This is a genomic window from Streptococcus mitis (assembly GCF_003943905.1).
In the GTDB taxonomy this organism is placed as follows: Bacteria; Bacillota; Bacilli; order Lactobacillales; family Streptococcaceae; genus Streptococcus; species Streptococcus mitis_BC.
In genome coordinates, this window is record NZ_RJNS01000002.1 from 58,393 (window position 1) to 72,113 (window position 13,721).

The 13,721-nt window shown below is 36.1% G+C and carries 19 protein-coding genes and 1 pseudogene; 17 read left to right on the plus strand and 3 right to left on the minus strand.

The annotated features are described in order from the left end of the window. Positions 1 to 34 precede the first annotated feature (34 nt). From D8854_RS03920 to D8854_RS03935, 4 genes are read left to right on the plus strand one after another with little or no spacing between them, the layout of a single operon-like run. Positions 35 to 325 carry a thiamine-binding protein gene (locus D8854_RS03920; RefSeq protein ID WP_000647674.1) on the plus strand — a complete coding sequence of 97 codons (291 nt, stop codon included), beginning with the start codon at positions 35 to 37 and terminating at the stop codon, positions 323 to 325. Beyond that, on the plus strand, positions 288 to 1,046 hold the full coding sequence (locus tag D8854_RS03925; RefSeq protein ID WP_125449761.1) for an ABC transporter permease: 759 nt from the start codon (positions 288 to 290) through the stop codon (positions 1,044 to 1,046). Before D8854_RS03920 ends, D8854_RS03925 begins: the two co-directional genes overlap by 38 nt. 38 nt (positions 1,047 to 1,084) lie before the next feature. Beyond that, a complete protein-coding gene (locus D8854_RS03930; protein ID WP_125449763.1) occupies positions 1,085 to 2,092 on the plus strand; it encodes an ABC transporter substrate-binding protein in 1,008 nt (335 codons plus the stop codon). Then, on the plus strand, positions 2,092 to 2,820 hold the full coding sequence (locus tag D8854_RS03935) for an ABC transporter ATP-binding protein (RefSeq protein ID WP_125449765.1): 729 nt from the start codon (positions 2,092 to 2,094) through the stop codon (positions 2,818 to 2,820). Before D8854_RS03930 ends, D8854_RS03935 begins: the two co-directional genes overlap by 1 nt. A gap of 156 nt (positions 2,821 to 2,976) precedes the next feature. Here D8854_RS03935 and D8854_RS03940 read toward each other — a convergent pair. The 3 genes and pseudogenes from D8854_RS03940 to D8854_RS03950 form a co-directional block, all read right to left on the minus strand. Then, positions 2,977 to 4,142: pseudogene (locus tag D8854_RS03940) on the minus strand (tyrosine-type recombinase/integrase). Positions 4,143 to 4,424: 282 nt separating this feature from the next. After that, a complete protein-coding gene (locus D8854_RS03945) occupies positions 4,425 to 6,017 on the minus strand; it encodes an SIR2 family protein (RefSeq protein ID WP_125449767.1) in 1,593 nt (530 codons plus the stop codon). A 299-nt stretch (positions 6,018 to 6,316) separates the two neighbouring features. Next, positions 6,317 to 6,955, minus strand: a complete 639-nt coding sequence (locus D8854_RS03950) for a helix-turn-helix domain-containing protein (RefSeq protein WP_125449769.1) — start codon at positions 6,953 to 6,955, stop codon at positions 6,317 to 6,319. 177 nt (positions 6,956 to 7,132) lie between these two features. Between D8854_RS03950 and D8854_RS03955 the strand changes: the two genes are divergently transcribed. The 13 genes from D8854_RS03955 to D8854_RS04015 all read left to right on the plus strand — a co-directional run bounded on the left by D8854_RS03955 (position 7,133) and on the right by D8854_RS04015 (position 13,345). Next, on the plus strand, positions 7,133 to 7,321 hold the full coding sequence (locus tag D8854_RS03955) for a transcriptional regulator (protein ID WP_125449771.1): 189 nt from the start codon (positions 7,133 to 7,135) through the stop codon (positions 7,319 to 7,321). Between the two features lie 14 nt (positions 7,322 to 7,335). Continuing rightward, entirely contained in the window at positions 7,336 to 7,941 is a 606-nt protein-coding gene (locus D8854_RS03960) for a Rha family transcriptional regulator (protein WP_125449773.1), read from the plus strand. An 11-nt stretch (positions 7,942 to 7,952) separates the two neighbouring features. Beyond that, positions 7,953 to 8,219 (plus strand): hypothetical protein, encoded by a 267-nt coding sequence (locus D8854_RS03965; RefSeq protein WP_125449775.1) that lies wholly within the window; start codon positions 7,953 to 7,955, stop codon positions 8,217 to 8,219. Positions 8,220 to 8,531: 312 nt separating this feature from the next. Continuing rightward, a complete protein-coding gene (locus D8854_RS03975) occupies positions 8,532 to 8,984 on the plus strand; it encodes a hypothetical protein (RefSeq protein WP_125449777.1) in 453 nt (150 codons plus the stop codon). Then, positions 8,981 to 9,181: a hypothetical protein gene (locus D8854_RS03980; RefSeq protein WP_004261925.1), complete on the plus strand. Its 201-nt coding sequence runs from the start codon at positions 8,981 to 8,983 to the stop codon at positions 9,179 to 9,181. Before D8854_RS03975 ends, D8854_RS03980 begins: the two co-directional genes overlap by 4 nt. Before the next feature lies 1 nt (position 9,182). After that, the gene (locus D8854_RS03985) at positions 9,183 to 9,392 is read left to right on the plus strand and encodes a hypothetical protein (RefSeq protein ID WP_125449785.1); all 210 of its coding nucleotides are present in this window, start codon (positions 9,183 to 9,185) and stop codon (positions 9,390 to 9,392) included. Position 9,393: 1 nt separating this feature from the next. Further along, positions 9,394 to 9,666: a hypothetical protein gene (locus tag D8854_RS03990; protein WP_049490554.1), complete on the plus strand. Its 273-nt coding sequence runs from the start codon at positions 9,394 to 9,396 to the stop codon at positions 9,664 to 9,666. Continuing rightward, a complete protein-coding gene (locus tag D8854_RS03995) occupies positions 9,653 to 10,543 on the plus strand; it encodes a conserved phage C-terminal domain-containing protein (RefSeq protein ID WP_125449787.1) in 891 nt (296 codons plus the stop codon). The genes D8854_RS03990 and D8854_RS03995 overlap by 14 nt, the downstream gene beginning before the upstream one ends. An 11-nt stretch (positions 10,544 to 10,554) precedes the next feature. Then, on the plus strand, positions 10,555 to 11,400 hold the full coding sequence (locus D8854_RS04000) for an ATP-binding protein (protein ID WP_125449789.1): 846 nt from the start codon (positions 10,555 to 10,557) through the stop codon (positions 11,398 to 11,400). After that, positions 11,397 to 11,558, plus strand: a complete 162-nt coding sequence (locus D8854_RS09800; protein ID WP_185768064.1) for a hypothetical protein — start codon at positions 11,397 to 11,399, stop codon at positions 11,556 to 11,558. The genes D8854_RS04000 and D8854_RS09800 overlap by 4 nt, the downstream gene beginning before the upstream one ends. 89 nt (positions 11,559 to 11,647) lie before the next feature. Further along, entirely contained in the window at positions 11,648 to 11,878 is a 231-nt protein-coding gene (locus D8854_RS04005) for a hypothetical protein (RefSeq protein ID WP_125449791.1), read from the plus strand. A gap of 48 nt (positions 11,879 to 11,926) precedes the next feature. Then, complete coding sequence (locus tag D8854_RS04010; RefSeq protein WP_125449793.1) at positions 11,927 to 12,787, plus strand: phage major capsid protein; 861 nt, start codon at positions 11,927 to 11,929, stop codon at positions 12,785 to 12,787. A gap of 9 nt (positions 12,788 to 12,796) precedes the next feature. Next, entirely contained in the window at positions 12,797 to 13,345 is a 549-nt protein-coding gene (locus D8854_RS04015; RefSeq protein WP_125449795.1) for a hypothetical protein, read from the plus strand. Positions 13,346 to 13,721: the final 376 nt, after the last annotated feature.

Below are 13,721 nucleotides of genomic sequence, written 5' to 3' on the forward strand. Positions count from 1 at the left end.
TTTGTTAAAAGGAAGCCTAGAAGAGGAGGTTTTTATGAAAGCAAGCATTGCCTTGCAAGTCTTGCCCCTATCACAGGGGATTGACCGGATTGCTATTATCGATCAGGTTATTGCTTATCTGCAAGCTCAATCTGTGACTATGGTGGTGACACCATTTGAAACGGTATTGGAAGGGGAGTTTGATGAGCTCATGCGCATTCTCAAAGAAGCGCTAGAAGTGGCAGGGCAGGAGGCAGATAATGTCTTTGCCAATGTCAAAATAAATGTAGGAGAGATTTTAAGCATCGATGAGAAACTTGAAAAGTATGATGAGACGACACATTAGTCTTTTGGGCTTTATAGGAGTCTTGTCAGTCTGGCAGTTAGCGGGAATATTCAAACTTTTACCCAAGTTTATCTTGCCAACCCCTTTTGAAATTCTCCAGGCATTTGTTCGTGACAGAGAATTTCTCTGGCACCATAGCTGGGCGACCTTGAGAGTGGCTTTACTGGGGTTGGTTCTGGGAGTCTTGATTGCCTGTCTCATGGCGGTGCTTATGGACAGTCTGACTTGGCTCAATGACCTTATCTACCCTATGATGGTGGTTGTCCAGACTATCCCGACCATTGCCATAGCCCCTATCTTGGTCTTGTGGCTAGGTTATGGGATTTTGCCCAAGATTGTCTTGATTATCTTGACGACAACCTTCCCTATCATCGTCAGCATTTTAGACGGATTTAGGCATTGTGACAAGGATATGCTGACCTTGTTTAGTCTGATGCGGGCCAAGCCTTGGCAAATCCTTTGGCATTTTAAAATTCCGGTCAGTCTGCCCTACTTTTATGCAGGTCTGAGAGTCAGTGTCTCCTACGCTTTTATCACAACAGTGGTATCTGAGTGGTTGGGAGGCTTTGAAGGACTAGGTGTTTACATGATTCAGTCCAAGAAACTGTTTCAGTATGATACCATGTTTGCCATTATTATTCTGGTGTCGATTATCAGCCTTCTTGGTATGAAGTTGGTCGATGTCAGCGAAAAATATGTGATTAAATGGAAACGTTCATAGGACAAGAACGTTTGAGAAAAAGAAAAGAGGAAATGAAAATGAAGAAAACATGGAAAGTGTTTTTAACGCTTGTAACAGCTTTTGTAGCTGTCGTGCTGGTGGCTTGTGGCCAAGGAACTGCTTCTAAGGACAGTAAGGAAGCGGAACTCAAGAAGATTGACTTTGTCCTAGACTGGACGCCAAATACCAACCACACAGGGCTTTATGTAGCCAAAGAAAAAGGATATTTCAAAGAAGCTGGAGTGGATGTTGACTTGAAATTGCCACCAGAAGAAAGTTCTTCTGACTTGGTTATCAATGGTAAGGCACCATTTGCAGTGTATTTCCAAGACTACATGGCTAAGAAATTGGAAAAAGGGGCCGGAATCACTGCCGTTGCCGCTATCGTAGAGCACAATACATCAGGAATTATCTCTCGTAAATCTGACAATGTAAGCAGTCCAAAGGACTTGGTTGGTAAGAAATACGGTACTTGGAATGACCCCACTGAACTTGCTATGTTGAAAACCTTGGTAGAATCACAAGGTGGAGACTTTGAGAAGGTCGAAAAAGTACCAAACAACGACTCAAACTCAATCACACCGATTGCCAATGGCGTCTTTGACACTGCTTGGATCTACTACGGTTGGGATGGTATCCTTGCCAAATCTCAAGGCGTAGATGCTAACTTCATGTACTTAAAGGACTATGTCAAGGAGTTTGACTACTACTCACCAGTTATCATCGCTAACACCGACTATCTAAAAGACAACAAAGAAGAAGCTCGCAAAGTCATCCAAGCTATTAAAAAAGGCTACCAATATGCTATGGAGCATCCAGAAGAAGCAGCCGATATCCTCATTAAGAACGCACCTGAACTCAAGGAAAAACGTGACTTTGTCATCGAATCTCAAAAATACTTGTCAAAAGAATACGCAAGTGACAAGGAAAAATGGGGACAATTTGACGCTGACCGCTGGAATGCCTTCTACAAATGGGATAAAGAACATGGTATCCTCAAAGAAGACTTGACTGACAAGGGCTTCACTAACGAATTTGTAAAATAATGACAGAAATTAGACTAGAACACGTAAGCTATGCCTATGGCGATGAAAAGATTTTAGAGGATATCAACCTGCAGGTGACTTTGGGTGAAGTGGTTTCTATCCTGGGACCTAGTGGTGTTGGAAAGACCACCCTCTTTAACCTAATCGCTGGGATTTTAGAAGTTCAGTCAGGGCGAATTGTCCTTGACGGCGAGGAAAATCCTAAGGGGCGCGTGAGTTATATGCTGCAAAAGGATCTCCTCTTGGAGCACAAGACGGTGCTTGGCAATATCATCCTGCCTCTCTTGATTCAAAAGGTGGATAAGGCGGAGGCCATTGCCCGAGCGGATGAAATCCTTGCGACCTTCCAGCTGACAGCTATACGGGATAAGTATCCCCATGAACTCAGTGGTGGGATGCGTCAGCGTGTGGCCTTGCTTCGTACCTACCTTTTTGGACACAAGCTCTTTCTCTTGGATGAGGCCTTTAGCGCCTTGGATGAGATGACCAAGATGGAACTCCACGCTTGGTATCTGGAGATTCACAAACAGCTGCAGCTGACGACCTTGATCATTACACATAGCATCGAAGAGGCCCTCAATCTTAGCGACCGCATCTATATTTTGAAAAATCGCCCTGGGCAAATTGTTTCAGAAATTAAACTAGATTGGTCTGAAGGTGAGGACAAGGAAGTCCAAAAGATTGCCTACAAGCGTCAAATCTTGGCAGAATTAGGCTTAGATAAGTAGAAAAATAGGGAGTTGGTGAAGATTATCCTTTACCAGCGCCCTTTTTCTTTTAAAAATGAGAAAATTTCGGTATAATAGTCAATTATACCGAAATCATTCTATAATCGTTGATACATAAGGGTTTTATGTGTCGATTTTTTAATTTTGTGGACTTTTTTAAGAACTTTTTATTTTTTCTAGGGCAGTTTCAAAGAATGAGACTGCTCTTTTTTGGTTCTCTTTTGATAAATGGCTGTAAGTGTCCATAGTTACAGATATTTTTGCATGGCCAAGCCGTTTCTGTATTTCCTTGTATGGTAGTCCGGCATTAAGCAAGATACTAGCGTGAGTGTGTCGGAAAGCATGAAAGCCTAAGTCAGTACAGTTAGCGTTTTTTAAGTGCTTATGTAGACGATAATCAACCTTTCGAGTATTGATATAGTTGTCAAAGCTATCAGAGAATACTTTTTCATAGGTTAAGCCAATGTTTCTACCGTTTTCTGCTTGTCTTGCTCGGTAGAGACGAAGCATGAGCACTGTTTTATGATCGATATCTAGAACTCTATAGCTTGATTTTGTCTTAGGACTGTTTACCTGGTTTAAAATGTTGAGTGTTTTGTTAATATCGATCGTTCCGTTCTGCAGGTCAATATCAGACCATTCCAGGGCCAGACATTCACGGATGCGCAGTCCAGTAGCTAGGAGCGTTTTATAAAGCACAGTATCATAGAAATTGACAAAGGTATTCTCCAGGTTATCGAGATAGGAGAGGAAGTTTTTAAGTTCCTGATCTTGAAAGTATTTAATTTCTTGTTTATCTCTTGTTATCTTTCTAGGAATGACAATATCACGAGCAGGGTTATTGTCTAATGCTTGAATAGAAACTCCGTACTGTAGAATACGTTTATTTAAGGCATGAAGGTGATTATATTCTTTATACCCCGTTCCGTCCTGATTATACTCTTCCGCCCACTTATTTACCTGAGTTTGGATAATAACAGGGGTAAGTTTATCTAGTTTGTAAGTACCAAATGAGGGTAAGAGGTAATTATTTAAGCAGCCTTTTATCTTTATCTGCGTGTTAGTCTTTATGGTATGCTGGTAGGTTTGCCAAAATAAGTCTACAAGTTCGCTATAGGTTGTTATAGTGAGCGTTGTTTCCGTGTAGAGCCGTTTTTCTCAAATTCTACCTTAGCCTGGGTGACCTTGTTTCTGAGTTCTTTCTTTGTTCGTGCTGATATGGTAGTCTTGACCTTCTTACCAGTTACAGAATCAATGCCAAGATAGATACTAGAGCGGTAGACTGCTGATCCGTCTTTTTTCGTGTGTTGTGTAATCTTCATGGTTTTACTCCTTTTCCATCAGCAGGCAAGCAATTAGAAAAGGTTTTGAGTTTATAGAGTGTAATAAATCACAAGTACGTTATTGTTTTTACAATATTTCTAATAATTTTTTATTGATAGTTTTTAGAAGTTGACTATCACTTCTAAAAATTATAAAATAGTGTTGAAGAATGTGTCTTTTTCTAAAATTAGTTTAGAACCTGCCCTTCTCCTAGCAAATCCCCGCTAGTCCCAACGATAGTTTTCTGCATCTCGAGCAGTCCTCTATCGTTTTTTTTTTTGTTATCTCAAATTTCCGTTACTAATCAAATCATAAGCCAATAATAATCGTCTCTGAGCTGATAATTCGGAAGCATTATCATTATAATTATCTTGTAGGACAGGAATTACTTTAGAATTAATATAATCTAGTACGGCATTTTGTGGAATATTCTCTATATTATAAGCGATTAATTCTAATTCTCTTGTTTTAGGTGCATTGAGCTCTAGAATAGTTTGCAAATCGCTGTATGCCTTTTTGTTGTGTCTGGGTACCGTATCAATGATGTTTTGCAGAGTTCCCATTTTATTGATTCTTTTGGAGATTTTTTCTTTTTGTTTTTTAGATAAGAAGTCGAACTTATCATAATCTACATCTTTTAGATATTTAACAAAAGGGATTCTAGCTTGTGTATTTTCGTTAGCTATAAATCGTAAGGCGACTTCTGGTAAGAATGTGGCTCCATCGTTGAAATAATCTTCTACATAATCGATGTAGCTAGGATTTACAAACATATTCTTTTTATCACCTAAAGCGACGACTATCCGTCGTTTTTTTATATCTCCAGGAAGAGTGTCAAGATTTTGTGGACTAACAAGGTGACTATCAAGTTTTCCTATTTTACCTGCAGTAACAATTATAGTTTTTATTGATTCTTGAAAACGATTGACTTCATAAGGAGTCAATCCTTGGTTTATTTTTCCTATGTCTGAAAAAATTTGTTTATAGTTATCAGTTCTTAGAATTGAATGTGAGGTATTCAAAGAAGGGTTGTTGACAATCTGTTCTGTAAAATCGTGATTATCCTTTTCATATTCTACAACTGTTATTCGATTAAGATTTTTCCTCATGTCATCATTTGGAAGCTGTGAAGCAAAATCTGTCAATAATTTTTGAACATTTCTATCAGTAAGAGAATATCCTAAAAAAATAATTGGTGATTGAATTAAATTAGAGAGTATTTTTGCACTGATTAAAATGGAATTTTGATCATAAGTTTTATAATCTTTTTCTGTGATAATAATACTGCTGGGGTCATTTACATCTCCATGAATTTTGAATAATTCTGACCAGTTATAGGTTTCGTCAAAAAAACCTTTTTGACCAATATAAACAGTCGGCCTTTTATCTAATTCGGCAAGTAAATCTTCTGTTAAAGTGTCATAATTCGTAGTCACAATAACTTTAGCTTTCGACAGAAAGTTCTTATATTCTTCTATCTCGTCACGCATCTCATCTTTAATTTCATATTTTGAAAAACGCTGTGCAACCGAGTATTTAAAAGGCGAAATGTTATTTGAATAAGCCTCTTCATCGGTAAGACCCTCGACAAAAATGGTTCCATCATAAAAGAGGTCGTCAAATTTTTGCTGGATGTAAGCCGCAGTTTTTACGTTAACTAAAAAATCTTTTTCTAAATCTGTAGTAGTTTCTGGAATTTCTGATCTTTTCAGTGAGCGTTTGAATTGAAAAATACTAGTTGGTTCCTCTATTTGCTCCCAATATTCTTTAAGGAGTGCATCCCAAGTAGGAAAATTTTTCAAATAACGTTTTGACATCCCAGAGCCAATAAATACAATTGGATAACTATTATTTTCAATAATATCTTTAATCATCAAATTATCCCCCTGATTTTTTTAAAAATTAGTAAGTATGATTAAATTGTGGTTTACACAATATTTTAAAACTATGTTTCTATGTTTTTAATATGTACCTAAAAGTGTTATTATTTGTATACTTTTTTATATATCTTTATATTTCTTTTTCTTTTAGATAGAAAAGGTTTTGAGTTTATACCATGCGAGGAGATACGAGAATGCCCCTATTTTCGATTTTAAGAGGATGGACTGTAAAAATGTACCAGATAAGAAAATAAAGCGATTATGGGACTTATATAGTGTCTAGTAATTTTATATTAGTCATCATAATCTTTATGAAGAACAGGATTATCAGCTAATGAGGAAATTATTGTACTAAGTGCTTCTCTATCACTCTTATCTAGGGACAAGAAATCGATAATAGTAATTTTAGTTTTATCAGGAAATGTCATTAGGCCTGCAAGAAATCTTCCGATATTTGTATCAGCATAGTCTTGCATTTCTTTTATCATAAAGTCTTTTTTCTCTTGACTCCAATTTTTAAACTCTTCCTTAGAAAACCTTTTATGACCATAATAATCGGTGATTTCTCTAAGGTTTTCAATCACAGTATCTCTTACTTTTTCACCACGAGTTAGCGCTAATAAACCATATCCTGCGAAGTCCGCAGGGGAATCCATGTTATCTCCATATTTCTCTATAGTCGAAGACAGATAGTTAGTTCTTCTTTCGTCGTCCCCTAAAAGATATCCAACATTTACCCTGAAATATTCAGCAAGTAGTAGAGCAGGTTTTGATTTGATTTCATTACTTGAATTTTCCCAATTTTGATAAGTTCGTAAAGTAATATCCAAACCTAGTTCTTTTTTTATAATATCTTCGTAAAATTCTTTTTGGGAGAATCCTTTTTCTATTCTAAGTTTTTTTAGATTATTTTTAGGTGTTTGTTTTTCCATTAGTTATCCTCTTATACGTTTATCTAGAGTATAACATAGTAGAGAGAAAAAATAAAATCATAGACGAAAAAAATTTCATTTATCGCTTGACAACGAAAAAAAATTCGTTTATAATTCAAAATGTGATGAAAAAACTTTCGTCAAAATAAAGATTTTTTAGAAAGGAGTGAGTTGATAATGTTGTTAACTATAGAACATGCGAAAAAAGTTCGTCGAAAACGAGGAGAACTTCAGTTAGGGAAAGTTCAGTTAGCCAAGAGGCTGAAAATTACACCTCCCACTCTAGTAAAGATTGAAGCTGGCAACTACGATGCACCTAAACGCATTTACGAAAGTGTGATAGAGTGGCTTTTAGAAGACTATTAGAAAGGAGCGAACTAATGGAATTGGTTTACATGGACGGCAAGAAAGAGCCGTATACTACAAGCGAAATCATCGCTGAATGTGCTGGAGTACAGCACCACACTGTAACACGTCTACTAAGAAATCACAAAGAGCGATTTACGGCGTTTGGATTTTATGGATTTGAAATCCATAAATTAGACGGAAAAGGACGACCTAAAAAAGTCTATCGTTTAAATGAGCAACAAGCTACACTACTAATAACTTACTTAGACAACACACCGCAAGTTATTGACTTCAAGACAAACCTTGTTAAAGCATTCTTTGAAATGCGCGACGAACTTTCTAAGCGACAACTACAGAGAGAATTGGAAAAACCAAAGCGCAAAAGTTTAACTGAAGCTATTCAAACATGGGAGAAAGCCCCTAAGCATGCCTATAGTACCCTGACAAACTTACTACTGAAGGGAGTGACAGGGAAGAATAAAACGCAACTCATGAAGGAGCGAGAAAGTAAGAACGGCATTGATGGCTTGACAAGTGTAGAACTGGCAAACTACCAACGTTTGGAAGACATGGCAATAGCCCTAATCAATTTGAATATGGGTTATTCAGAAATTAAGAACCTTGTTTTTAAAGTGTAGGAGTTCGGAAAATGAACAATGAAGTAGAATACCAAACAATCACCAATAGCAAGGGGGTTCCGATTCCTAGGTATCTCAAGGATTTTAAAAACTTAGTTGAGAAGGATAGAGAACTAGCTGGATATCTTTGTAGAAATTATGAGGAGTTAGAAAGTGAGGATTTAGGGGCATTTCTAGAGACGGTGGAGCAGGGATTCAGCTGGATTCTGGATCTTATCGAAAGCAAAGACTTGCTTTATAGACCAAAGTCAGGTAGAAATCATGCAAAAAGAAAATAAAAAAATCACTTGCTCAAATTTTAGACGAAGCGAGCAAGCGAAAAGATTAAGGATATAGAAATTTTTTCTATGCTTTGATTATAGCAAAAAATATATATTCTATCAAATATCTAAAGAAAAACCAAAGTGCAGGCAAGCAATTAGAAAAGGTTTTGAAATCAAGCGCTGAAAGGGTGATTATAAGACCTTGTTTAGTTGAAAGGATGGGTAATTACTCACGAAACACCGCTACAAGCGTTCGCCAACTTGGGGCAATCGCCCAGCGTTTGGAGTGGTGAAATAATCCAATATAGGGAAAAAGGAAAACAGACTATGACAGAAACAACATACGATATTATCGCTAAAAGCTTGGATAGAATTAGTATGGAATTACACCAAGCAGACGAAAACAATGATTTTTTGAGAATAGGACTCTTATCAGGACAATTAAAAGCTATCAAAGAAAACTTACATCGTTTACTTTGGATTGAACTTCCTGAATTGAATGAAAGTCATAAAATCGAAGTCATTTCTAAAAGCACTACTGGAATGTTTTTCCACCCTGGTATTTTTGAAATAGATGCTATGCGACAAGCTTTCTTTAAACGGCAATCTAAGCACTTTTTTGACAACGAAGCAGAGCAACAGGCGTATATAGAACATGCTGAAAAGGAGTATTTAGAGGCTACTATAACCTTAAAAGAAATTCTTTTTAACTCTAAAAATGGAACTCAAAAAGTAAATAAAGGTTGTCTTATAGAGAGGTTTGAGGAGGCAATGCAATGACTCTAGACCTAGATAACATGACACGATCAGAATTTGATAAGCTAATGACTAAAATCAAGGATAGAAATCCGAACCTCTTTCAGTTCATCATTGACTTTTTAGATGATAAAGTAACTCCAGAAGAGGTGTACGACTTTCTGAAGATGGAGCGAAGCTATCAAGTAAATTATATCAAGAATTACAAAGCGAGGGCATGACATGAATGAACTAGATTTAAGCAACACCCAGGCGGTTATCTTTATAGTGGTGTTGCTTGGCTTACTGGTTTATCTAAACCACCGAGACCGCAAAAAAAGCGCCCAAATCGAGCGAGGAAGTGCACAGACAACAGAAACACCTAGCGAGGATTTAAGCCCTGATTATGGGCGATATATTCAGCTTGCAGGGGTTAAGCCATGGGGGTACTAAGATGTTTGAAAAAATGATTGAAGATTTAAAGTCTAAGATTTTGGAAGCGGTGGAACGGTATTTAAAAAGCCATGAGAAAGTACCTCAAAAAAGATTAGATTTGATCAGTAAGGTGGAACTAAAGGAAGAACTGGGCATAGGAGATAAAACCTTGATAAAATGGGAAGGTGCAGGACTACCACAGTATATACCGCCTATTGAAGATACTAGAAAAGCGTATTATAAAATCTCAGACGTTTTAAAGTTCCTGGGGGTAGATGATGGCAAAGACTAAAGTATATTTTTGGTTGAAAATTGATAAGAAATTTTTTGACAACCTATTTATTAAGCGACTAAAAAGTATGCCTGGTGGCTATACCATGACAGTGATCTATATGCGTATGATGTTAGAAAGTCTTGAAAGTGATTGTATTCTGTATTACGAAGGGTACTTTGAAACCTTAAAAGAAGAACTGGCCTTGAAATTAGATGTTTCTGAAGATGATATATCTATGACTATAGCTTATTTTACGCAATGTGGCCTGATTCAGATTGATGAAGATAAAAATGCCGAGTTAACACAAGCAAAAGCTTTGGTACAACAAGAAACAAACCACGCTGCATATATGAGAAGCTACCGCAAAGAGCAACAAGAGAAAGAAAATAATCTTACATTGTTATCTAATAATTTTACAACGTTATCTACATGTAAGACAGAGAAAGAGATAGATAAAGAGAAAGAATTAGAGCAAGATTTAAAGTTAGATATAAATAAAGAATATATAGTCGAGGGAACCTCGCCTAATGAGCAAAGCTCATCTTTCACTTTTCCTACTTGGCTTGAAGAAACAGCTATAAAAGATTTAGAGAAAACAAAACATAAAGAACTTTGGATTCCTATTGTTTATCTGAATCAAGTAGCTAATAAGTGGTATAAGTTTGTTGATAAGACAAAAAGGCTCTTACTAGCACGATTCAAAGAAGGCTATACACTTGAAGATTTTAAACAGGTGATAGATATTAAAACGGCAGAATGGAAGGATAGTCCTGAATTTTCTAAATATCTGAGACCAGAAACACTTTTCGGATCTAAGTTTGACGGTTATTTGAATCAAAAGCCTAAAACTATAAAAGGGAAGTCTGAAGATAACTTCCCAGACCTACCATTTTAGGAGTTGCAAAGATGAAGGAACAATTTAAAGAATTTAATAACAGAAAAATATTGGATAAAGTTTGCGATATTCACCAGGTAAATTATTGGGAAATTTCTGTACCAGTGTTAGGGGGTTCAGAAAGAAAACTACAAGCATTTTGCCCGGAGTGCGTGAAGGGAGAGATTAAACAGAAAGAGAAAGAACTATTACAGCAGTTCGAGGACAGGCAAGCTTACTTTAAAACTTATGATGTCTTAATGCGTGACAGTACGATTCCTAACGAGTTGAAGGGGGCAACATTTGAGAATTTCTTTGTTAAGACTACAGAGGAGCGTCAGATGTTAGAGTTTGTAAAGGGGCAAGCCCAGAAGTACCTTGCAGGTATGACAGGAAATACTTTAATCAGTGGTAGCACAGGAATTGGAAAAAGTCATTTATCTCTTGCATTGGCTAAAGAAATCAATGAGAGTTTCAGGGAGAAGCACGAGCCTAAGAGTGTTTTATTTGTTAGCTTAACCGAGATTATCAAGCAGATAAAAGAAGGCTGGGCTTATGGAAGAAATGCAAACTTAACAGAGTATGAGGCGGTTAAAAAGTTAGTTGATGTAGATTTTCTAATCATCGATGACCTGGGGGCAAAAAATGGGACGGTAACACCTAAGAGCGATTGGGAACAGGATTTCTTGTTTGATATTATCAATAATCGAGAAACTACGATTTTTAATACAAACTTAGACAGTAGCGAACTACGAACGGTTTACAATGCTAGAAACTCAAGTAGAATTTTGAAAGGTTTAGAAGGGAACACTTTCAAGGCTTTCACGATCAAAGACAAGAGATACACTATAAACACAGTGAGGGGAGAATTTCAATGAATGATGATAAAATGCGATTTGCAACAGAAAAAGGCTTTGTTGTCTACGAAAAATGTGGTATAATAGAGATAGAAAAAGTTCCAAGGTTTGGAGAGATAATTTTATTCTACTCAGATGGGAAATTTACCCATCTAGTCAAAAAAGAAACTAAAAAATAGGTCTATTGAGAACAACTCAGGGACATACCGTAAGCATATAATGCTAGTGGTATGTCCCTTTTTGTTTGCATAGAAAGGGGGTGAGGAAGATGTCAGGAGATACTTCTTTAGGGTATGTAGTAGCCAATAAGTTTTCTATGGATCCAGATAAAAGACAGAAAATCTTTTCTCAGTGTAAAAAAGAAGATGAAAGCTTAGAACAACGGAAACAAGAAATACTAGAAAAATATGCTAACAAACAAGACAAATCAAAATCTAGAAAAAATGATTCTAAAGGCTCGGAGAGTCATAAAAGAAAAGCTAAGAGCAAAGAATTTTAGAAAAAATTATAAACAAAAATCAGATATTAAAAGATGAAGGAGCAAAAAATGACAACTAACTTAGTTAAACAAAAAGAAAATCTAGAAGCTTATATCCGAAGTACAGGTTATAACACTAGAGGGATGAACGTAGAAAATAATCATGTACTCATTGAAAAACCAATCCTTGATAGTTACGAAGATGAACATCAACGTAAAGAACTGGTTGATCTAGTAAATGTTATTGAGACTCGTACCCGTGGTGGGAAGTATGAAGTAACTGACTTTGAATCTGATTCATTACAAGAAGTTAGCGAAAATTCGGTTGATAGAACAGAAGCAGATAAAAAGAAAACTATCAGCGTTGATTACTTAGTTAAATTATTCAGTGGAAAACTTGATTTTTCACAGGAGCAATTAGATGATGGGCAATATAATTTAACGGATTTTCTTGGTAAGAAGATTATTAAATTAAAACGTAGAACACGAAATAGAGAAATCGGAAAAATCTTGCAGACTGCTAACGTTCAAACTGCTACAAGTATGGATGATTTGAAATCTATTATTTCTTTAATCAATCCAGAGCGTAATGTATCTATGGTTGTTAGTCAATCACTATTTAGTGTCTTAGAAAAAATGAAAGACACTTCAGGAAATTATCTTCTTAAAGTTGATAAAGAGACAGGAACGAGTGAAACATTTTTTGTAGATAACTTTTTAATTGTAGATGATACGACATTAGGGAACAAAGGTGACAAAAAAGGCTTTATCGGAGATCTAGAAAATTTTGTTACTTTGTTTGATCGCAAGAAAGATACACTTAGTTGGGTGAATGCGAATGACTATTTTGGAAAACGGTTGATTTTACATACCCGATTTGATGTAAAAAAAGTTGAAGAAAATTGTGGTTACTTTATTCAATGGAACTAGGAGAAAGAAATGGATATTAATCAAGTATTTGAAACACTGGATGATCTAGATAATAAAAAAAGTAAGATTAATTCAGCACGAGAACAGTTAAGCGAAAAAAGGAAAAGCCTGTTAGGCAATCAAGCAATTTCATTTGAGAATATAGATAATTTTTTATCTAATAACTTAGAGTCTTTGGAACAGCTTGAAAAGATGGAAAAAGCTATTAATTCTCTTCAGGAAAAATTTGATAGTGATTTTTCAGAAGCTAATGCAGTCATCTTTGAATACATTTTTAAAGAGACTAAGCAACGGATGGAAACTAAGAAGATCTATAAACAATACCGAAAGAAACTTAGACGAATTCTGGACGCATATGATGAAATTCAAGAACTGAAGAAGGAAGTAGAAGAAATCCATACAGGTGTAGTCAGAGAAATAAGTCAGAGACATTCTCTATCGCCGTATCGAACAGAAGTAAGTCCGCTTACTGTCCTACCATTCTTAACCCCTGATTCTAGCGGATGGATGAATTTTTCTAAGGAATATCGGGACATCAAAGTGTATTTAGAGAAATAGGGAACAAATTAAGTAAGGCTAGTGATATATGGCTCAAACAAAAGAAATATCGCTAGTCCTACTTTTATGCTTTACTAAGTTTCACATAACAAAGTAAGCATAAACTGAAAAGAAGTAATAGCTTGAAAGCAAGGTATATCAGGGGTTTACAGAATGGAGTGAGTTTCACAGAATGTAAGATATGAGAAACTGAGGGGATAAATTAAAGAAATTTCCCTTGAACTTGTCATACTGAAGAGTTGTCAAACTTAAAACAATGATACCTGGTAAGTGGAGTGTTGGAAGGCTTTTAGCGCTTTTTGTCAGTTTGACAGAATTTACAATTTGACAAATTGAAAGATAAAAAAATTTTTAAATTTAAGTGGAGGTACTTGCC

Excerpts from the sequence above, each read along its gene's own strand:
- D8854_RS03920 (WP_000647674.1), top strand. The coding sequence starts at position 35 with ATGAAAGCAAGCATTGCCTTGCAAGTCTTGCCCCTATCACAGGGGATT.
- D8854_RS03925 (WP_125449761.1), top strand. The coding sequence starts at position 288 with ATGAGAAACTTGAAAAGTATGATGAGACGACACATTAGTCTTTTGGGC.
- D8854_RS03930 (WP_125449763.1), top strand. The coding sequence starts at position 1,085 with ATGAAGAAAACATGGAAAGTGTTTTTAACGCTTGTAACAGCTTTTGTA.
- D8854_RS03935 (WP_125449765.1), top strand. The coding sequence starts at position 2,092 with ATGACAGAAATTAGACTAGAACACGTAAGCTATGCCTATGGCGATGAA.
- D8854_RS03945 (WP_125449767.1), bottom strand. The coding sequence starts at position 6,017 with ATGATTAAAGATATTATTGAAAATAATAGTTATCCAATTGTATTTATT.
- D8854_RS03950 (WP_125449769.1), bottom strand. The coding sequence starts at position 6,955 with ATGGAAAAACAAACACCTAAAAATAATCTAAAAAAACTTAGAATAGAA.
- D8854_RS03955 (WP_125449771.1), top strand. The coding sequence starts at position 7,133 with ATGTTGTTAACTATAGAACATGCGAAAAAAGTTCGTCGAAAACGAGGA.
- D8854_RS03960 (WP_125449773.1), top strand. The coding sequence starts at position 7,336 with ATGGAATTGGTTTACATGGACGGCAAGAAAGAGCCGTATACTACAAGC.
- D8854_RS03965 (WP_125449775.1), top strand. The coding sequence starts at position 7,953 with ATGAACAATGAAGTAGAATACCAAACAATCACCAATAGCAAGGGGGTT.
- D8854_RS03975 (WP_125449777.1), top strand. The coding sequence starts at position 8,532 with ATGACAGAAACAACATACGATATTATCGCTAAAAGCTTGGATAGAATT.
- D8854_RS03980 (WP_004261925.1), top strand. The coding sequence starts at position 8,981 with ATGACTCTAGACCTAGATAACATGACACGATCAGAATTTGATAAGCTA.
- D8854_RS03985 (WP_125449785.1), top strand. The coding sequence starts at position 9,183 with ATGAATGAACTAGATTTAAGCAACACCCAGGCGGTTATCTTTATAGTG.
- D8854_RS03990 (WP_049490554.1), top strand. The coding sequence starts at position 9,394 with ATGTTTGAAAAAATGATTGAAGATTTAAAGTCTAAGATTTTGGAAGCG.
- D8854_RS03995 (WP_125449787.1), top strand. The coding sequence starts at position 9,653 with ATGGCAAAGACTAAAGTATATTTTTGGTTGAAAATTGATAAGAAATTT.
- D8854_RS04000 (WP_125449789.1), top strand. The coding sequence starts at position 10,555 with ATGAAGGAACAATTTAAAGAATTTAATAACAGAAAAATATTGGATAAA.
- D8854_RS09800 (WP_185768064.1), top strand. The coding sequence starts at position 11,397 with ATGAATGATGATAAAATGCGATTTGCAACAGAAAAAGGCTTTGTTGTC.
- D8854_RS04005 (WP_125449791.1), top strand. The coding sequence starts at position 11,648 with ATGTCAGGAGATACTTCTTTAGGGTATGTAGTAGCCAATAAGTTTTCT.
- D8854_RS04010 (WP_125449793.1), top strand. The coding sequence starts at position 11,927 with ATGACAACTAACTTAGTTAAACAAAAAGAAAATCTAGAAGCTTATATC.
- D8854_RS04015 (WP_125449795.1), top strand. The coding sequence starts at position 12,797 with ATGGATATTAATCAAGTATTTGAAACACTGGATGATCTAGATAATAAA.